21 protein-coding genes and 1 pseudogene are annotated in these 18,688 nt (G+C 64.5%); 10 read left to right on the top strand and 12 right to left on the bottom strand.

The window, feature by feature from the left end; genetic code table 11:
* Positions 1-3: 3 nt before the first annotated feature.
* Entirely contained in the window at positions 4-537 is a 534-nt protein-coding gene (locus tag AC3WR5_RS10015) for a cyclophilin-like fold protein (RefSeq protein WP_492483987.1), read from the bottom strand.
* A gap of 26 nt (positions 538-563) precedes the next feature.
* Positions 564-731 (bottom strand): hypothetical protein, encoded by a 168-nt coding sequence (locus tag AC3WR5_RS10010; RefSeq protein WP_492483985.1) that lies wholly within the window; start codon positions 729-731, stop codon positions 564-566.
* Positions 732-989: 258 nt separating this feature from the next.
* Between AC3WR5_RS10010 and AC3WR5_RS10005 the strand changes: the two genes are divergently transcribed.
* The 3 genes and pseudogenes from AC3WR5_RS10005 (at position 990) to AC3WR5_RS09995 (ending at position 3,456) form a co-directional block, all read left to right on the top strand.
* Positions 990-1,904, top strand: a complete 915-nt coding sequence (locus tag AC3WR5_RS10005) for a LysR family transcriptional regulator (protein ID WP_492483983.1) — start codon at positions 990-992, stop codon at positions 1,902-1,904.
* A gap of 113 nt (positions 1,905-2,017) precedes the next feature.
* Positions 2,018-2,239: pseudogene (locus AC3WR5_RS10000) on the top strand (oxidoreductase); the annotation flags it as partial.
* Positions 2,240-2,241: 2 nt separating this feature from the next.
* Positions 2,242-3,456 (top strand): arabinose transporter, encoded by a 1,215-nt coding sequence (locus tag AC3WR5_RS09995; protein WP_492483981.1) that lies wholly within the window; start codon positions 2,242-2,244, stop codon positions 3,454-3,456.
* A 36-nt stretch (positions 3,457-3,492) separates the two neighbouring features.
* On the opposite strand, the gene AC3WR5_RS09990 is transcribed toward AC3WR5_RS09995, so the two are convergent.
* The 4 genes from AC3WR5_RS09990 to AC3WR5_RS09975 form a co-directional block, all read right to left on the bottom strand.
* Entirely contained in the window at positions 3,493-3,903 is a 411-nt protein-coding gene (locus AC3WR5_RS09990) for an XdhC family protein (protein WP_492483979.1), read from the bottom strand.
* A gap of 5 nt (positions 3,904-3,908) precedes the next feature.
* Positions 3,909-4,850: an aldo/keto reductase gene (locus tag AC3WR5_RS09985; RefSeq protein ID WP_492484574.1), complete on the bottom strand. Its 942-nt coding sequence runs from the start codon at positions 4,848-4,850 to the stop codon at positions 3,909-3,911.
* Positions 4,851-4,934: 84 nt separating this feature from the next.
* Positions 4,935-5,258 carry a superoxide dismutase gene (locus AC3WR5_RS09980; protein ID WP_492483977.1) on the bottom strand — a complete coding sequence of 108 codons (324 nt, stop codon included), beginning with the start codon at positions 5,256-5,258 and terminating at the stop codon, positions 4,935-4,937.
* Between the two features lie 65 nt (positions 5,259-5,323).
* Positions 5,324-5,884, bottom strand: a complete 561-nt coding sequence (locus AC3WR5_RS09975) for a flavodoxin family protein (RefSeq protein WP_492483975.1) — start codon at positions 5,882-5,884, stop codon at positions 5,324-5,326.
* Positions 5,885-6,044: 160 nt separating this feature from the next.
* Between AC3WR5_RS09975 and AC3WR5_RS09970 the strand changes: the two genes are divergently transcribed.
* On the top strand, positions 6,045-6,959 hold the full coding sequence (locus AC3WR5_RS09970) for a LysR family transcriptional regulator (protein ID WP_492483973.1): 915 nt from the start codon (positions 6,045-6,047) through the stop codon (positions 6,957-6,959).
* Between the two features lie 27 nt (positions 6,960-6,986).
* On the opposite strand, the gene AC3WR5_RS09965 is transcribed toward AC3WR5_RS09970, so the two are convergent.
* The 4 genes from AC3WR5_RS09965 to AC3WR5_RS09950 form a co-directional block, all read right to left on the bottom strand.
* The gene (locus tag AC3WR5_RS09965) at positions 6,987-7,301 is read right to left on the bottom strand and encodes a hypothetical protein (protein ID WP_492483971.1); all 315 of its coding nucleotides are present in this window, start codon (positions 7,299-7,301) and stop codon (positions 6,987-6,989) included.
* Positions 7,302-7,433: 132 nt separating this feature from the next.
* Positions 7,434-7,664 carry a helix-turn-helix transcriptional regulator gene (locus tag AC3WR5_RS09960; RefSeq protein WP_492483969.1) on the bottom strand — a complete coding sequence of 77 codons (231 nt, stop codon included), beginning with the start codon at positions 7,662-7,664 and terminating at the stop codon, positions 7,434-7,436.
* Between the two features lie 742 nt (positions 7,665-8,406).
* Positions 8,407-9,720, bottom strand: coding sequence for a tyrosine-type recombinase/integrase (locus AC3WR5_RS09955; RefSeq protein ID WP_492483967.1), 1,314 nt, complete (start codon positions 9,718-9,720; stop codon positions 8,407-8,409).
* A gap of 200 nt (positions 9,721-9,920) precedes the next feature.
* Positions 9,921-10,847, bottom strand: a complete 927-nt coding sequence (locus tag AC3WR5_RS09950) for a YicC/YloC family endoribonuclease (RefSeq protein WP_492483965.1) — start codon at positions 10,845-10,847, stop codon at positions 9,921-9,923.
* 30 nt (positions 10,848-10,877) lie between these two features.
* On the opposite strand from AC3WR5_RS09950, the gene AC3WR5_RS09945 reads away from it, so the two are divergent.
* From AC3WR5_RS09945 to AC3WR5_RS09920, 6 genes are all read left to right on the top strand, one after another.
* A complete protein-coding gene (locus AC3WR5_RS09945; protein WP_141288372.1) occupies positions 10,878-11,846 on the top strand; it encodes a serine/threonine protein kinase in 969 nt (322 codons plus the stop codon).
* Positions 11,847-11,878: 32 nt separating this feature from the next.
* Entirely contained in the window at positions 11,879-12,790 is a 912-nt protein-coding gene (locus AC3WR5_RS09940; protein WP_141288371.1) for a PP2C family protein-serine/threonine phosphatase, read from the top strand.
* A gap of 73 nt (positions 12,791-12,863) precedes the next feature.
* Positions 12,864-13,604 (top strand): ribonuclease PH, encoded by a 741-nt coding sequence (rph, locus tag AC3WR5_RS09935; protein ID WP_492483962.1) that lies wholly within the window; start codon positions 12,864-12,866, stop codon positions 13,602-13,604.
* A gap of 22 nt (positions 13,605-13,626) precedes the next feature.
* Entirely contained in the window at positions 13,627-14,259 is a 633-nt protein-coding gene (locus AC3WR5_RS09930) for a non-canonical purine NTP pyrophosphatase (protein ID WP_492483960.1), read from the top strand.
* A 9-nt stretch (positions 14,260-14,268) separates the two neighbouring features.
* Entirely contained in the window at positions 14,269-15,585 is a 1,317-nt protein-coding gene (hemW, locus tag AC3WR5_RS09925; RefSeq protein ID WP_492483958.1) for a radical SAM family heme chaperone HemW, read from the top strand.
* 29 nt (positions 15,586-15,614) lie between these two features.
* Positions 15,615-16,748 (top strand): sulfotransferase, encoded by a 1,134-nt coding sequence (locus AC3WR5_RS09920; RefSeq protein ID WP_492483956.1) that lies wholly within the window; start codon positions 15,615-15,617, stop codon positions 16,746-16,748.
* Positions 16,749-16,811: 63 nt separating this feature from the next.
* Here the strand turns inward: AC3WR5_RS09920 and AC3WR5_RS09915 are convergent, their stop codons facing one another.
* Both AC3WR5_RS09915 and cheD read right to left on the bottom strand, forming a co-directional pair.
* On the bottom strand, positions 16,812-17,927 hold the full coding sequence (locus AC3WR5_RS09915) for a protein-glutamate methylesterase/protein-glutamine glutaminase (protein WP_231011383.1): 1,116 nt from the start codon (positions 17,925-17,927) through the stop codon (positions 16,812-16,814).
* A 65-nt stretch (positions 17,928-17,992) separates the two neighbouring features.
* Positions 17,993-18,649 (bottom strand): chemoreceptor glutamine deamidase CheD, encoded by a 657-nt coding sequence (cheD, locus tag AC3WR5_RS09910; protein ID WP_211361516.1) that lies wholly within the window; start codon positions 18,647-18,649, stop codon positions 17,993-17,995.
* Positions 18,650-18,688 lie beyond the last annotated feature (39 nt).

Below are 18,688 nucleotides of genomic sequence, written 5' to 3'. Positions count from 1 at the left end.
CCTCTATTCCTTGGAGAACTCGATTCGTGTGCGGCCGCTGCCGAGCGCCTGGGCCAGGCCGGAGGGATCGTCCACGCGGCCGAGGCGCGTGTAGGAATAGGACGAGCTGAAGGTCAGGTAAAAGACGACCAGCGTCCTCGATCCGTACAGCATGAGGTCGCCGCTGCGGATCGTGCCGGGTTGGCTTGCATTCGTTGGCAGCGACTTCAACAACTCCGCATGCTTCTCGTTGCCGTTGAGGTCGGCCATGTTGATCGACAGTGGCAGCATCGCGGCAAGCTCGCGAGCTGCTTCGGTGTCGGCCAGGGTAATGGTGAAGTGGCGTTCGCCGACGGTCATCTGCATGCGGGGTTCTTCCGGTTGGACAGTGGCCGTGGGAGCGGCGGTATGCGTGCCCGATGCGCCGGGCTGGGCGGCGTCACATCCAGTCAGCATGAGCAGACCGCACAAGAGGCCCAGGGTGCGCATGGCCCACAAGCCACGCCCAGGCAGGTGTTCACTGCGGTCTTTGTGAAGGACATCGAGGGTCATGGTCATGGGGTCTCCTGGTTGTAGGCGGCGATTCAGGCCGCTTGCCGGGCTTGCGCGCGCGGGGTCGTGAAAGCCAGGAGGGCAGCGGGCAGCAGCACGGCCGTACTCGACACGAAGGTGCTCCGGTAGCCGGTTGCGTCGAACAGCTGACCGCCGACGCTCGCGCCCAGAGTGATGGGCAACTGGATCACAGCCACCATCCGGCGGAACTCCTGTGAAGGTACAGACGAATCGCCATCCGAGGCATTGGCCTGGGTGAGCCGCCACCGCATGCCGCCAGCCCGAACGCGGAGTCGACGAACACGACCGGCGCTTGGTGCCGCAACCATGGCGTACAAATCGGCAATGCCTCTTTTCATGCCTGGATGTTGGCGCAGCAAAGTCAAATTGACTAGCTAATGAATACTTAAAGAGGATATAAGATAAGCTAATCAGAAAACCGTGCGAGACTTTTCACCGTGGTCAAACGTAACCTCAATGATCTCCAGTACTTCGTGACGGTAGCGCGCGAAGGCAGTTTCACGCGCGCAGCCTCGCTGCTGGGTGTCACGCAATCGGCGCTCAGCCAGGCCATCAGCGGCCTGGAGACGCGCCTGGACATCCGTCTGCTCACGCGCACCACGCGCAGCGTGTCGCCCACCGCCGCCGGCGAGCGACTGCTCAACGCCATCGGCCACCGATTCGACGAGATCCATGCCGAACTGGACGAGCTGACGGAAATGCGGGACAAGCCGGCCGGCACGGTTCGGATCACCTGCGGCGAGCACGTCCTGCGGACCACGCTGCTTCCCAAGCTGACCTCTTTGCTGCTTGAGTTCCCTGAAATCAAGGTTGAGTTCGACATCAACTACGGCTTCAGGGACATCGTGGCGGACCGCTTCGATGCCGGTGTGCGTCTTGGCGACACCATCGACAAGGACATGATCGCGGTGGCGCTCGGCCCGCAGTTGCGCATGGCCGCTGCGGCGTCGCCGGCGTATTTCGCGAAAAATCCCAAGCCCAAGAGCCCTCGCAACCTGGTGAAGCACAACTGCATCAACATGCGCATGCAGACTGCGGGAGGTATTTACGTTTGGGACTTCGAGCGCCGCAGCCAGAAGTTGAACGTGCGAGTGGATGGGCAACTCATCTTCAATACCTCGCCCAGCATGGTGGACGCGGCAGTCGCAAGCCTGGGCATCGCGTTCTTGCCCGAAGAAGAGTTTGCGCCGCACCTTGAGAACGGTCGGCTGGTGCGCGTTCTGGAGGACTGGTGTGCCCCATTCCCTGGCTACTACCTGTACTACCCGAGTCGCAAGCAGCCCTCGCATGCGTTCTCGCTGGTTCTTGATGCGCTGCGGTGGACTGCGCCGTCAATCACCAAGAAGCGATAGCCGATTCCGCCCGAGACAGGTATCGCTGTCCGGTCCAAAGAGGGAGGGCACAGGGGTCTGCCCCGAACAGTGCCGCACCTTAGAGAGACCATGAAATCAAAAGAAGCCAATGACCTGTGCCCCCGGCTCGGACCACCCGAGAGGTGCCGCAGATCGTGCAGGCGTTTTGTCATGCAGCCCGGCGTGCCGTCGAGGCCGGCCCGGATGGCGTCGAGATCCACGGTGCGAACGCCTGCCTGATTCATCAATTCCTTGCACCCCGCGCCAACGCGCGCAGCGATGAGTACGAAGGCTGCATCGCGAATCGCACTCGCTGCGCTGTCGAGGTTGAAACGCAATGTCAAAAATCGTGCCCCAGGCCTCGAATTCGCCGATCCATGGCACGCTGCCATCTTTGATGGGCTGTGTGTTCGCCGTGTTTCTCGTCACGGGCGCGGCATTGCCAGCTCTGCCGCTGCACATCCATGGAGACCTGGGCTTCAGCGTATTCGCTGTCGGCCTTGTCGCGGGCGCGCAGTTCGCTGCGGCGCTGCTTTGCCGATTGTGGTCCGGGACGGTATCAGATCGGCTGGGGTCCAAGTTTGCCGTGGTGGCTGGGGCTGTGATGGCGGCGCTCGCCGGCTTGCTCTACCTCGCATCGACGATGACTACTGGCGATCCCGCGTGGTCGATCGTGATCCTGCTGGCAGGCCGCGTGCTCTTGGGGGGCGCTGAGAGCTTCATCATGATCGGTGCGCAGAGCTGGTGCCTTACTCTCGCGGGTCCGGGTCAGGTAGGCAAGATGATCGCGTGGATCGGCACAGCGATGTTCGTCGCCTTGGCCCTGGGTGCGCCTCTCGGGAGCTTTCTGTATGCGAGACTTGGTTTCGCTTCTATTGGGTGGGCGACACTTCTTGGCGCCGTGGCGACATGGCTGCTGGTCGTCTTCGTTCCGGCGACCCGGCCTGCAACGCAAAGCCGAGGGACAGCCAGACAGGTGCTCAAGGCGGTTTGGATACCTGGGCTGGCGATGGCATTTTCGAGCGTGGGCTACGGCATCACTACGGCGTTCGAGGTTCTGCTGTTCGTCCAGAAAGGATGGCAGCCGGCCTGGCTGTCTTTCACCGCATTCGCGATCGCCTTGGTGGTGGCGCGAGTCTTCTTCGGTCCATTGCCTGATCGCCTCGGCGGCTCACGTACTGCGATGATCTTTATCGTGATTCACAGCGCGGGGCTTGCTCTTATCTGGCTTTCCCCCTACGCGTGGCTTGCTTTTGCTGGATCTGCCATGGCGGGATTCGGCTACGCACTGGTGTATCCGGGCCTCGGTATGGAGGCTGTCTCCCGCGCGCCGACCGAGGCGCGAGGTCTCGCAATGGGTGTCTATACGGCCTTCATCGACTTGGCGCTTGGCTTGTTCGCGCCTCTCCTGGGGCTTCTCGCCGATGTGATCGGAGTGGCGCAGATTTTTCTCATCGCCGCGCTGCTCGCGCTTTGCGCCGTGCCGATCGCTGCGTGGCTGGGGGCCCATCCGGCCCGTGGGGGCACTGCCAGCCTGACGCGTAAAAAATGAGCTGGTGTGCAAAGGTGCGAGGCATTTGCATTTGCATCAGCCGGCATGTTCGGCTAAGCATCCGAGACCGTGGCCCGCTTCGGTGCGCTGCAGCAGCGCGCGAAGGACGGCAGGTGGCGCGGGTTCCAGCCATAGCCGCAGATGTCCGTTGCAAGGCAGACGAAGGCGCGCGCGTTCGTCGCCATTGACGCCGTATATCAGCGACGTGCCCTGCCGGCAGGCTTGTGAATCGCGCCGCAGCCGGTCGGTAATGTCATCTTCGATGCAGCCGCCCGACACGCTGCCCACCACTTCGCCGCGGTCGTTGAGCGCCGCCATGGAGCCCACCGGCCTTGGCGCCGATCCGTAGGTTTCGAGCACGGTTGCGAGCCAGACGGCATCGCCAGCCGCAAGCCACGCTTGCGCTGTGCGAAGCACCATGGTGTCAGGCGCGCTGAAGTTGTCCATGGCCGTCAGTCGACCGACCCGTGCATTGGCCGTTCCCACTCGCCGCGCGTATTTACGCCTGCCTGTGCCGCAAGGGCTTCGAGGGTCTGCATCTGTTGCAGAGAGAGCGCGAGCTCTGTCGCCCCGGCAGCGTCCGACACCTGAGCCACCTTGGTGACGCCAATGATGGGCAGCGTCCCCTTGGTAATCGCCCATGCGATGGCGACCTGGGCAACCGAGGCGTTCATGCCCGCGCCGATGTCGCGCATGGCGTTGGTCAGTTGTTCCATTTGCGGCAGTACGCGGTTGTAGGTGGCGGCCCGGCCGCTGCCCTCGGGAAGCGGGTTGGCGACGTTGTACTTGCCGGAGAGAGCACCTTGTTCCAGCACCATGTAGGCGAAGAACGTGATGCCGTTGGTCCTGCAGTAGTCCAGGATGCCGCCGTCTTCTGACGAGCGATACAGCAGGCTGTAGTGGTCCTGAACCGCGGAGACGGCGAAACCCGCCTTGGCCAGCGTGTTGTTCACCTGCTTGATTTCCGCAAGGTTGTGGTTGGACACACCCACACGCTTGACCTGCCCGTCTCGGAGTAGCGGCAGCAGGTGCGGCGTCCAGTGATTCACCTGGGTCGGGTTGTGAATCCAGTAGATGTCGATGTGGTCGGTGCCCAGCCGCTCGCAGCTCTGCGAGAGCATGTCCGCCACGGGATTGGCGGCGTGCGCGTCCGCAATCTGCGGCGTGAACTTGGTCGACAGGATGACGTCGTCACGGGGCAACCGCTTGACGAACGAGCCCAGCAAGGCTTCCGACGATCCCATGCCGTAGACCGCAGCGGTGTCCCACAGGTTCAGGCCGGCCGCGATGGCCGCGTCGAAGACCGGCTTCAGGGCCTCCTCGTCGAGGTGGTTGCCAAAGACCTGGTCACCGCCTGCGAAGCCGGTGCCCCAGGACTGCGATCTTGGGTAGATTTCTCATGGTGTTCTCCGTGGGTTCGAAATGGCTGAGCTCGCGGCCAATGGGGTGGCCTGAGAACCCTGCAGCCAGCGTCGGCGTTATTGCATCGCGCCGACAGTGGTGTAGGGATGCGATTTCGCGAACAACAGTTCCCAGTTCAGCATCGGGCCTAGGGGAATCACCTCCCAGCCAATCAGACCGACCTTCGCGAGGGGGACCTCCATCAGCTGGGAGCGGGCTGCTTCGACGGAGTCGGCCTCGGCAATGATGGCCACGCCCGGGCGGTCCTGGCGGAAGTAGATGTCGCGGACGAAGCCGCTCTTGTAGAGGTCCCAGGTGTGTTGCACTTCAGCGTGCAGGTAGGGGGCGTACTGATCCAGGCTGGCGCCAGGTTGGGGAATGTCGAGGCAAAGCAATTTCATGATGTATGGGTCTTGATGGGGATGGGAGGTCCGAGGCCTGACCGATGTCGGTGTCGCTGCGCGCGTTACGCCGGCTGACCTGCGCGCAGTTGGCGAGCCAGTTCAGCCACGCGCTGACCGAGGTGAGCTGCGGTATCGAGGTCGCTGCCGTTGGGTGTGATTTCGGGGGAGGCATCGTCAGACTGCGCCATCGCGCCAAGCCATCCGCCGATACGGTTCTTGTCTTCCGGGGTCTTGCCGGGGAACAGGTCCAAACCGACCCAGACCATGCCCTGCTGGGCCGCGAACAGCGCCATCGTGATGAGCGAGTTCAGCTTGTCGCCGTGCATGGCGCCGGAGTTGGTGAAGCCCGCGGCGACCTTGTTGCGCCACGTCTGTGGAAGCCAGGCGTGGCGGGTCGAGTCCTCCATGAATTTCTTGAGACGTGCACTGACAGTCCCGTTGTAGGTTGGCGAGCCGAAGACGATGGCGTCGCTGCTGGCGAGCGTGTCCCATGGGACGTCGCCATCCGCGACGGGAACCAACTTCACCTCTGCACCTGCCACGCGGCGGGCACCCGTGGCGACGGCGTCGGCTTGCTTGGCGGTGTGGCCGTAGCCACTGTCATAAACAATGGAAACCAACATGTTTTTCTCCAAAAAAACTGCAGACCAGGGGGCCGCTGTCGTCATTCAACTGACCGGCGTCGAAGGGCTTTTCGCTGACACTCAGTCATGTTATGGTCAATCATGAATCTACAATGGATAGATTTTTTCTGAAGATTGGTTCCTCGTGGGATTCAATCGAATGGCAATTCAGGATCAGTTGGACGGCGTGTTTGTCTTTGTCGAGACCGTCAGGGCGGGCAGCTTTGCCGGCGCGGCCGAACGGCTTTCCGTGACGCGCTCGGCCGTAGGCAAGGCGATTTCGAGGCTCGAGGAGCGGCTGCGTGTGCGCCTGTTCCATCGCTCGACGCGGTCATTGACCCTGACGGAGGATGGCCGCATCTACTTCGAAAGCTGCCAGCGCGCGCTGGAGGAACTCGGCGCCGCCGAATCTCTGCTCGAATCGGGACGCAAGGAGGTCATGGGCCGCCTGCGTGTGACGATGCCGGCGTTGTTTGGCAGATTCTGCGTGGCGCCGATCCTGCTCGAGTGGGCCTCGGGGCACCCGGGGCTGGAGCTCGAGTTGAGTCTGAGCGACCGGCCTGTGGATCTCATCGCAGACGGGTTCGACTTGGCCATCCGCAATGGCGCACTCAAGCCTGACGGGGGCTTGCGGGCACGTCGTCTGCTTGTCCAGCGAAAGGTGCTCTGCGCCTCGCCTGAATACCTGCGGCGACGTGGCAAACCCGAGGAGCTTTCTGAACTTGAGATGCATGATGTCCTTGTGTATCGGCGGTCGGACTACATCCACCCGATCCAATTCGAGGGCGAGCGCGGCCAGTCCGTCGAAGTCTCACCGAAGGGCAGGTTGCGCATGGACGACCTGTCGGTCATGGCTGATGCAGCGATGGCGGGGCTGGGCCTGGCCTGGATACCTAGTTGGCTGGTGCGAGACCAGTTGGCCAGCGGGCAACTGGTGGCGGTCATGACGGGGCGTGCCTCGCTGCCTTTAGAGACCCATGCGGTGTGGGCGGCTGGCCAAGCCACGCCGTTGCGCCTGCGGCTGGCCATCGACACGTTGGTCGAGGCTCTGCCGCGTGTCGTGCCCGCGGTCTGACCCAGTGAGAAGGGCATGAGCATGGCGCTATTCGGCGCTACTGCGCCTGTCAGCCCGTGCCGTCACCAAGACCAGCAGCGCTGAGGCCAACAGCAGAGCCGCACTCGCGGTGAATGTGCTGAGATAGCCGTGGTGGTCGAAGAGCACCCCTCCCATCGGCGAGCCGGATGCGATGGCCAGTTGGACCACCGCGACCATCAGCCCGCCCCCTGCTTCTGCGTCCTTCGGCATCGTCCGAGCGATCCACATCCACCAACGGCGGGCTTGGACGGCCCATTCGTCACGGCGTTCGCCGTGTTCTTGAGCCTGGTACGGCTGCACCGCGCGCGGTGGGTCAACCATCGCTACAGGTTCACAACCTGGCGATGGGCCAAGGTGCTCGGCGTGATGCTGTTGATCGGCGCTGTTTTCAAGATCGCGATGACAGGCCGATCGCGCCCGGTGCCAGGGGCATCTTGCGTGTGAGTCGTGCCTTCAGTGCGAGACGACGGGTCGCGCCTCGCCCCATTCGGCGAGGTCGGAGCTTCTCCACGCCACTGCGCGGGGGCCGAGGCGCACCGGGCTCGGAAACTTGCGCTCGGCGATGAGCCGATAGATGGTCGAGCGCCCCAGGCCTGTCAATCGCATGACAGTGGGCATGCGCAGGAACAGCGGCGTAACGGTCTCGGTGCGTCGGGGCGTTGGTAAAGACGGGTTGCGTTGCACGGGCTGTCTCCGGTGAGAGGCATATCGGCAACTCTAGGATGCAAGCGGGATCGGCCGCGTGCTGGATTCGAACCGAAATCCTGCATCGTGGTTGACCTACGCGTCGATGCGGTGCCTTGACCGGGCGACCTTGGCTCCGGGTTCGAGTGCTTGCGGCCTAAGCAGTTGTCACCACGCGCGCGCGCTCAGTCGCTTTGGCCGCTACCCGTGTTGCTTTCGTCGCACCGGCGGGCGGCTTGCCCTTCTCGACCTTTGACAGTGCGGCCCATGCACCCAGCGCGGCTGCTCGCTCAGCAAAGTAGTCGTGTCTGTCGTAGATGCCTTTGACATTGTCCCGCTTGTGGTTGAGGGAGCGTTCGGCAACGAACCGATCAACGCCGAGACCGGCCAGGTGCGTCTGCGCGTTTGCCGCATGTCGTGCACGGTGAGGTGCTCGATGTCGAGGACCTTCAGGCGTCTCATCGCGACGTTGAGCATGCCGGGGCCGGCATGTTCATAGCGGTTTTCCGCTCCACGCCCATGCGCGATCCAATCGCACAAGGCGACGAGCCGGAAATCCACTGACATTGCAATCTATGCCGGGTGTTGCACTTCAAACTTGAAACCGCCAGTCGCGCCCCCAGGCTAATGCAGGGCGCGGGGTCGAGTTCAGAGGCAATGTTGGCGGTGGACTATCCGCAATGTCCAGAACGGCAATGTAGAAGTGCCGAAGACAGCTTCGCTGCTTGAATCGCTGGGCGAGTCAACCATCCGTCACCATGCCCACGCGTCTGGCTTTTCTCGTCGCTGTGCGGGGAGCCGCGGGCGGACTGGCAAGCACCTTTCCACTTTCGACGTTCGCAAGCAGCTCGGCCCAGGCACCCAACGCAGTCGCGCGCTCGGCAAAGTAGTCGTGCCGGTCGTAAATGCCTTCGACGTTACCCAGTTTGTGGTTGAGCGAGCGCTCGGCGACGAAACGGTCGACGCCGAGCTTGGCCAAATGCGTCCGCGCGGTTCGGCGCATGTCGTGCACGGTGAAGTGCTCAATGTCGAGAATCTTCAGGCGCTGGAGCGCGACATTGAGGGTGTCGGGTCCGACATGCTCGTATCGATTCCTGCGCGCCACTCCCAAGCGCGAACGGACGAGCCGGCGGGCGGGAAAGACGTAGGGCTTGCCGAATGAAAAGACTCTGGCCTCCTTGAGCCATGCGATGACCGGTTCCGCCAGGGGAATGAGGATTGAAGAGCGGGTCTTTGTGCTCTCCTTGGCGAGGGTCCAGACACCCGCGTCGAGATCGAAGGCGTCCCAGCGAGCCGATAGCAACTCCATCTTGCGAACACACATCGCGAGGAGCAGCCAAATAGCCAGTTCATTCTCGCGGCCGAAATTTGGCGTTGTCCGCATTGCCAGGGCGAGCTGCTGCAGCTCTTCCATGGTCAGCCAGCGGTCGCGTGAGACCTCATCGCCTCCGGCATCCACTGAGTCGAAGTCTGCGGCCGGATTTCGTTCGATCCAGTGGTTACGCGCAGCCATCCGGAACATTCGGCTCATGTAGCGAAGGGCATCGTTTGCCACGGTCGGCGCACCGCTCGCGACGATGCGGGTCAGCACGCGGTCGACATGGGCTGGCTTCACGTCGAGCGGCGCGAGCTGCCCAATTACGGGATTGATGTGCTTGCGCAGCACGCGGGCCACGACGTCCGGATATTTGTAGCGCGGCTGGATGTACTTTGCGAACCAGACTTCGCCCAGTCGCTGCACCGTGGGTACTTCCAACAAAAGCGCCTTCTCCGCCTGCTTGGCTGCGGCGACATCGATGCCGCGTTCGATGGCTGCCCTGTCCTGCCTCGCTTGCTCATGCGCATCCCTCAGCGACAACTCCGGGTAGCGCCCGAGCACCTTCTCCTTGGTTCGACCATTGAGTCGGTAGCGAAGAATCCACGAGGCCTTGCCGGCCCGTGCTGCAGTGGCGCTCGCGACGAAGGTCAGGCCTTCGCCGATGCCGCGGTCCACGGCTCCCGAAGCCAGCCATGCTTTGATCTCGCGGTCAGTGATTGGTCTTTGCTGTGTGTTCATGTCCCATAGGCTCCTGTGAGGCTGTGGGGTTTTTTGTCGGATGGACGCGCCAGAAGCGCCGCGAACCCCAAAAACCCCACAATAAACCCCACAGGTTGCGCGCGCTTCACTGCGACGCCCTGGGACGGCTCGGGACAAAATATCCTTACACGACAGTAGGTTAGCTGGTTTCTGGGGGTCGCTTGAGACCCCCCGAAACCTCACTCGATGTTCTGCACCTGTTCTCTCATCTGCTCGATCAGCACCTTCATCTCGACCGAGATGCCGGTCAGTTCCAGCGCGGCAGATTTCGAGCCCAGCGTGTTGGCTTCGCGGTGCAGTTCCTGGATCAGGAAGTCCAGCCGCTTGCCGAGTTCACCGCCGGCTTTGAGCAGACGTTCGATCTCGTCCAGGTGGGCGTTCAGGCGCGAGAGTTCTTCGGCCACGTCGATGCGGATCGCGAACGCCGCGGCTTCGTTCAGCGCCCGGTCGCGGGCCGACTCTGCCGACACGCTGGCGTTGCCGCCGGTGCTGCTGTCGGCCGCGGCCAACGCTTCGGTCCAGCGTTCCAGGAAGCGCTGCTGCTGCTTCTGCACCACGGCAGGCACCAGCGGGCCGGCCTGGGTGGCCAGTTCGCGCAGCTTGACGATGCGCTCCATCAGGATGGCGACCAGCCGGTCGCCTTCACGGGCGCGGGCGTCCTTCAGGCTTTCGATGGCGGCGCGGGCCGCCTGCAGGGCCAGCTCGTCCAGCCGGGCCGGGCCGGGGGCGCTGCTGCCGGCGCCGCGGCACCACTGCAAGGCCTCGTGCACCGACAGCGGCGGTGCCTTCGGCAGCCAGGCCTGAACCGAGGTTTCGAGCCGGCTGAGCCGGTTCAACTGTTCGGGGCTGGGCTGGGGCAAACCTTCTTCGGCTGCGCGGCCCTGCGCAGCGCGCAATTCCACCTTGCCGCGGCGCAAACCGGCCACCAGCAGCTCGCGCATCGCGGGCTCCTGGTGGCGCAATTCGTCCGGTAATCGAAAGGCAATGTCCAGGAAACGGCTGTTGACCGTGCGGATCTCCACGGTAATGCCGGGTAGGGCGGTTTCGACGTCTGACACCGGGCTGGCACTCGCGCTAGCGAAGCCGGTCATGCTGTAAACTGCCATGAAGCTTTTGCAGGAAGCAAAACCCCGATTATGTCAAAGCCCAAGCCCTCCCCGTTGCCCGCGGGCACCGTGGTTGGTGGCTACCAGATTATCAAGAAGCTGGCGGCCGGCGGCTTTGGCGTGGTTTACCTCGCCGAAGACGACAGCCGCCACCTGGTGGCCCTGAAGGAATACCTGCCCGCTTCGCTGGCCGAACGCGCCGCTGGTGAGCTCATTCCCCGCGTCAAACCCGAGAAGCAGCCGCTGTACCGGCTGGGCCTGAAGAGCTTCTTCGAAGAAGGCCGCTCGCTTGCGCAGATCTCGCACCCCAGCGTGGTTTCGGTGCTGAATTTCTTCCGCGAAAACGAAACCGTGTACATGGTGATGAACTACCTGCAGGGCGACACGCTGCAGGACTTCATCGTCACCGCACGGGATCTCAAGCGCGAGAAGGTCTTCCGCGAGTCGACCATCCGCAGCCTGTTCGACGAGATCCTGCGCGGCCTGCGCATCGTGCACCAGCACAAGATGCTGCACCTGGACATCAAGCCGGCCAACATCTTCATCACCAACGACAACAAGGCGGTGCTGCTGGACTTCGGTGCCGCGCGCGAAGTGCTGTCCAAGGAAGGCAACTTCATCCGGCCGATGTACACGCCCGGCTTTGCCGCGCCCGAGATGTACCGCCGCGACGGCTCGCTGGGCCCGTGGACCGACATCTACGCGATCGGTGCCTGCATCTACGCCTGCATGCAGGGCTATCCGCCGAATGACGCGCCGCAGCGCATCGACAAGGACCGCCTGCCGCTGTCCCTTTCGCGCATGCGCAACACCTATTCCGACAACCTCATCGAGGTGACCGAGTGGTGCATGTCGCTGGACCCGCTGTCGCGCCCGCAAAGCGTGTTCTCGCTGCAGAAAGAGCTGTCGCGTGAGACCGAGCGGCGCTACACCTCGCTGGGCTTCACCGAAAGGCTGAAGCTGCAGATTGAAAACCTCAAGACGGGTGCCAGACCGTGAGCCGCAGCGTCTACACAGGATCCGGAAGCCCGATGCGCTTTTCTGTTTACCAGATCAGTCGCAAGGGGGGCCGCGAGAAGAACGAAGACCGCATGGGCTATTGCTACACGCGGGATTCCGGCTTGTTTGCACTGGCCGATGGCATGGGCGGACACCCCGAGGGCGAGGTGGCTTCGCAGCTCGCACTGCAGACCCTGGCTGCCGCCTTCCAGCGGGAAGCCAAGCCTTCGCTGAAGAACCCGCTGCGCTTCCTGCAGGATGCGCTGCTGGCCGGCCATCACCAACTGCTGCGCTACGCGACCGAGCGCTCGTTGGTCGACACACCGCGCACCACGGTCGTCGCCTGCGTGATCCAGGGCAATGCGGCTTACTGGGCGCACTGCGGCGATTCGCGGCTCTACCTGGTGCGCGGCGGCAAGCTGATGCAGCGCACCCGAGATCATTCGTACACCGAGCTGCAGGAAACGTTGGCCCACGTGGTGCCCATCGATGCACGCTTCAACCGCTCGGTGCTGTTCACCTGCCTGGGCAGCCCCGGCAAGCCGGTGGTCGACACGGCCGGCCCCATCATGTTGCAGCCCGGCGACCGCATCGTCGTTTGCTCCGACGGCTTGTGGAGCACCGTCACCGACGATGAGATCGTCAACATCCTGAGCAACCGGCCCTTGCAGGATGCCGTGCCCGAGATGGTCGAGCAGGCGCTGCGCAATGGCGGCACGCATGGGGACAACGTCACTGCGCTGGCGGTCGAATGGGAGGCGGTTGAAGACCGCGATACCACGGTGGGCATCTCCACGCGTTCTCTCGGCGAAGACGTGTTTGCCTCGACCATCCAGGCCACGCTCAGCGACAGCAACACCGGTGACCTCGACGAAGCCGAGATCGAACGCTCGATCCGCGAGATCAACGAGGCCATCCAGCGTTCATCGCGCAAGCCGCGCTGACCCGGCCCACACTGCTTGCCGCTGCCGCCGCTTGCCGGCGGCGGCTTCTTGTTTTCTCCGACAGGTTTTGCCCATGAGCTACGAACGATCCAGCGGCCGCGCCGCCAATGCCCTGCGCCCGGTGCGCATCACCCGGGGCTTCACCTGCCATGCCGAAGGCTCGGTGCTGATCGAGTTCGGCCGCACGCAGGTGCTGTGCACCGCGTCGGTCGAAGAGCGGGTGCCGCCGCACAAGCGCGGCAGCGGCGAGGGCTGGGTCACGGCCGAATACGGCATGCTGCCGCGCGCCACGCACACCCGCAGTGACCGTGAGGCCGCGCGCGGCAAGCAGAGCGGCCGCACGCAGGAAATCCAGCGCCTGATCGGTCGTTCGCTGCGCTGCGTGTTCGACCTGAAGGCCCTGGGCGAGCGCACCATCACGCTGGACTGCGACGTGCTGCAGGCCGATGGCGGCACCCGTACCGCAGCCATCACCGGCGCCTTTGTCGCCGCGCAGGATGCCGTCAACCTGCTGCTGGCCCAGGGCAAGCTGACGACTTCGCCGATCCGCACCGCGGTCGCGGCGATCTCGGTCGGCATTGTCGAAGGCACGCCGCTGCTGGACCTGGAATACATCGAGGACTCGGCCTGCGACACCGACATGAACGTCGTGATGACAGGCATTGGTGGCTTTGTCGAGATCCAGGGCACGGCCGAAGGGGCTGCTTTCAGCCGCGCCGAGATGGACCAACTGATGCAACTGGCCGGCGACGGCATTGCCGAGCTGGTGCGCATGCAGCAGGTCGCGCTGGCTGCGCCGTTGGCCAGGCGCTGACCATCGGGCACAGGAGCGCGGCATGCGGCTGGTGTTGGCATCCAACAATGCAAAGAAGCTGAAGGAGCTGGGTGGCCTGCTCGCGCCGCTGGCGATCGAGTTGGTCACCCAGGGTTCGCTGGGCGTGAGCGAGGCCGAGGAGTCGCATCACACCTTCATCGAAAACGCGCTGGCCAAGGCGCGGCATGCCGCGGCGGCCACAGGCAGCGCGGCGATATCGGACGACTCCGGCTTGTGCGTGGACGCGCTGGGTGGTCACCCGGGCGTGCAAAGCGCCGTTTTTGCGCCGGTGAACGTGTTGCCCGGTACCGAACGCGAGGCGCAGCGTGTCTTTCAGGACGCCGCGAACAACCAGTTGCTGCTGCAGCGCCTGCACAGCGTGACCGACCGCCGTGCCCGCTTCGTCTGCGCGCTGGTCGCACTGCGCTCGGCTGACGACCCCGAGCCACTGATCGCCTTCGGTCGCTGGGAGGGCGAGATCCTCACCGCGCCGCAAGGCGAGGGCGGTTTTGGCTACGACCCGCTGATGTTCATCCCGGCGCTGGGCCGCAGCGTGGCGATGCTCGATGCTGGCGTCAAGAACGCCCATAGCCATCGCGCATTGGCTGCCGGGCAGATGCTCGCGCTGATGCGCAGCGCCTGGCAACTCGGCTGAGTCCTGCGCATGTCCTTGCCGCCGATCCATCCCGCCGAAAGCCAGGGCCCGGTGCCCGATGGCGCCAGTGCCGCGCAGCGCTTCCTGCGCGCCGGCACACTGCAGCTGGGCGCGCCGCCGCCGCTGTCGATCTACGTGCATCTACCGTGGTGTTTAAAGAAGTGCCCCTATTGCGACTTCAACTCGCATGAGTGGGCCCCCAAGACGCCTGCGGCGTCGCCCCCCCAAGGGGGAGCGTTCGGCTTGGGGCGGCCCGGCGCCGAACCTCTCAACGCGTTGCCCGAGGCTCGCTACCTTGATGCGCTGCGCGCCGACCTCGAAGCCAGCCTGCCGCTGATCTGGGGTCGCAGCGTGCACTCCATCTTCATCGGTGGCGGCACGCCCAGCCTGTTCTCGCCCGACGCCATTGCCCGCCTGCTGAGCGACTTGCGCCAACTGCTGCCGTTGCAGCCCGGCTGCGAGGTCACGATGGAGGCCAACCCTGGCACCTTCGAGAAGGACCGCTTCCGCGCCTTCCATCAGGCCGGTGTCACGCGCCTGTCCATCGGCGTGCAGAGCTTCAATGACGACAAGCTGAAGGCCCTGGGTCGCGTGCACGACAGTGCGCAGGCGCTGGCGGCCGTTGAGGAAGCCGCGGCCACCTTTGGCACCTTCAACCTTGACCTGATGTACGCGCTGCCTGGCCAGACCCAGGCCGAGCTGGCCGCCGACCTGCGCACCGCGCTGCAGTTCAATCCACCGCACCTGTCGCTCTACCACCTGACGCTGGAGCCCAACACCGTCTTTGCCAGCCGCCCGCCGGTGCTGCCCGACGACGACACCAGCGCCGCGATGCTGGACCAGGTGACCGACACGCTGGCCGCCGCCGGCATGGACCGCTACGAAGTCTCGGCCTATGCCCGCCCCGGCCACCGCTGCACCCACAACCTGAACTACTGGCAGTTCGGTGACTACCTGGGGCTGGGCGCCGGTGCCCACGGCAAGCTCAGCTTCCCGCACCGCGTGGTCCGCCAGGTCAAGTGGCGCGAGCCGGCTGCCTACATGCGCGAAGCGCTGGCCGGTCGCGCAGTGTCCAACGAGGAAGAAGTCAGCCGCAAGGCGCTGCCCTTCGAGTTCATGCTGAACCTGCTGCGGCTGCGCCACGGCTTCGAGCCTGCACTGTTCACTGAGCGCACCGGCTTGCCACCTTCGGCAATCGCTGCTGGCTTGCAGCAGGCCAAGGCCAAGGGTTTGCTGGAGCAGGTGCCGACCGAGGCGGGTCCACTTCTGCGACCAACTGCGTTGGGATTCGACTTTCTCAGCGACCTGCAGGCGTTGTTTCTCTAATAGCGCGTGGGCTAAATTCTTCAACCGCCATGAACTTCCAGAGTCTGTTGATCGTCACGTATGGCAGGTCCGGTTCGACGCTGTTGCAGGGGCTCTGCAATGCCTTGCCGGGCTGCCTCATCCGGGGTGAAAACTACAATTTCTGCCACGGGCTGTTCAATGCCTGGACCCAGTTGACACGCACGCATTCGGAATTCGGTGGCCCAGGCGCCGACCGCGTGGAAAGTCCGTGGTTCGGTGCTTCCGGGTTGGACCCGCAAGGCTTTCTGGCCGACGCCAGGGCGCTGGTCGAGCGCCAGTTGCTGGGGGGTGTTCAAGGTGCGAGACCCGCCTGTCTCGGCTTCAAGGAAATCCGCTACCTGCCTGATGCCCTGACCGGCAACGCACCCTACGCGCAGCGCCTGACGAGCTACCTCGATTTTCTGGCGCAACTGATGAGCCGTCCGGCCTTCATTTTCCTGACGCGGGACCCAGAGCAAGTCTCGCGCAGCGCCTGGTGGCGAGACCGCGAGCCGGCCAAGGTGAGGCAACTGCTGAGCCAGTTTGCCGAGGTCACGCGAGGCTATCAAAACCCGGCGAGCCCGGCCTTCCATCTCGACTACGCCGAGCTGCTTGCCAATGGCGAGGCGGTGGGGCGGCTGTTCGACTTCCTGGGGGTGCGCCGCAACCCGGCGCTGGTCAGCGAGGTGCTCGGGCGGGATCACAGCTACAGTTCTTCTGCCAGCGCGCCGCCTCGGGCGCCTCTGCCAAGCCAGGCGGGACAGGCACCCCGCGACGTTCGCCGCGGGGCGGGGGGGGCGGCAATGCCGCAGTTCTTCCTGCGCGAACCTTTGCCGCCTGCCCTGGCGCTCCTGGCACCCGATCAGCCGACCAGGTCGGCCCTCGGTGCCGGCGATCTGTTCGTCTGGGATGGCGTGGCGGTGCCCATGGCGGATGCCACTGCGTTGTCTTTGGCGCTGCACACGCCTGCGGGTGTCATGCCGCTGGCCTGGGGCAGCCCGTCACCCTGGGCTGCTGCCCGCTTGCCGGCGAACCCCTGGGCCGCCAAGGCCCGGTACAAGGGGCCGCCAGTTGCGTTGCTGCCCGGGCAGTCCTGCACCCTCCTGCTGATGGAAGATGGGGTCGCTCGGCCGGTGGCAGAGCTCAGGCGCGATCCGGCCTGACAGAGCGCGCGTGCAACAGCGCTTTGCTGGTTCCGCCTGGCAGATGATGCGTACCGGCTTGCTTCAGACCCGGTTCAACAAAGCCCCGTGCGTTTGCCGCAGCTTGTCCATCAGGTGACTGGCAATCTGGTTCAGCGGTAGAACCTCATCGGCGGCGCCGTGGTTGATGGCTTCGCGTGGCATGCCGAAGACTACGCAGGTGGCTTCGTCCTGGCAGATGTTGAAGCTGCCGGCATCGCGCATGGTTTTCATTGCGCGGGCACCGTCGGCACCCATGCCGGTCAGCATGATGCCGAAGGCGTTCTGCCCGACCACGCGGGCCGCGGATTCGAACAGCACTTCGACCGAAGGCTTGTGGCGGTTGACCGGTTCGCCGTCGCGCACGCGGGCGATGTAGTTGGCGCCTGAGCGTTCGACGCTGAGGTGCAGGCCGCCTGGCGCGATGTAGGCGTGGCCGGGCAGGATGCGTTCGCCGTCTGCTGCTTCCTTGACCCGGATCTTGCACAGGCCGTCCAGCCGAGCGGCATAGCTGCGCGTGAAGCCGGGCGGCATGTGCTGGGTGATGACCACGGCCGGCGAGTCCGGCGGCAGGTTGACCAGCACTTCCTTGGTGGCCTCGGTGCCGCCGGTGGAGGCGCCGATGAAGATCAGTTTCTCGGTCGACAGCCGGCCCAGCAGCGGCGCGGGCGGGCGCGGTGCAGCGGCCAGGGCGCCGGCACCACCTGTGGCGAGCGCGCCGGCGGGCGCGGCAGGCGGCGGCGTCACCAGGCGCTTGATGTGGGCTTTGGCGGCGATGCGCACCTTGTCCGTGATTTCTTCAGCCAGTTGCTTCAGGCCATCGGCAATGCCGATCTTGGGCTTGGCGACAAAGTCGATCGCGCCCAGCTCCAGTGCCTTCAGCGTGACCTCGGCGCCTCGCTCGGTCAGCGTGGAAACCATCACCACCGGCATCGGCCGCAGGCGCATCAGCTTGGACAGGAAATCCAGCCCGTCCATGCGGGGCATTTCGACGTCCAGCGTGATGACGTCGGGGTTCAGCGCGCGGATCATCTCGCGCGCGGCAAACGGGTCTGCCGCCGAACCGACGCATTCCATGTCGGTCTGGCGGTTGATGATTTCGGTGAGCAGGCTGCGCACCAGGGCGGAGTCGTCCACCACCACCACTCGGGTCTTTGTCATTCATCGTCTCCAGGAACGGCCATTCGGATTGGCCTGCTGCCTTGTCTTGTGGGTGCGTGCGTCGTTCAGAACAGGTCGACCGAGCCGCCGCCCGTGGTGGCCGGTGCCGCCTTCTGCGCTGCCATGCGGTCCTGTGCGACCAGGGCCTCGGCATTCGCCGGTGCCAGGCGCTTGACCATGGCCTTGCCGCTGTACGGCAGGAAACAGACCTTGCGCGGGTAGATGTCCATCACATCCTTGGAGACGATGGGAATGCGCTCGGTCGCGAGGAAGTCGATCACGAACTTGGTGTTGCGCTCACCGACGTTGATCGAGTTCATGCCGCTGATCACCGCGCCGCCGCCGAAGACCTTGGCCTCCATCGTCAGCCGCGAAGCGCCACGCTTCATCATCTCGTTGATCAGCAGTTCCATCGCGTAGCTGCCGTAGCGGCCGGAGTCGCCGGCGCCGTCGGGCAGCATGAAGTGGTTCATGCCGCCGACCTTGGCGTTGCGGTCCCACAGGCAGGCGGCAATGCACGAGCCCAGCGTGGTCATCACCAGCAGGTCTTCGTTGTCGACGAAGTACTCGCCGGGCAGGATCTTCACGGCTTCATTCTTGAAGTGCGCGTCATAGAAGAAGAACGAGGCTTCGCCCGGCTTGCGCGGCGCGGCCTTCAGCCGCTCCAGCCGGCCGGACTTGGCACCCATGCCGGCACTCAACAGGGGAGGCGGCGGCGGCATGCCGCGGGCACCAGCGAGGGAAGCAGAGGGCAGAGTGGC

The organism is Ideonella sp. FW305-24 (genome assembly GCF_058788035.1).
This window is presented reverse-complemented; position numbering and strand designations above follow the sequence as displayed.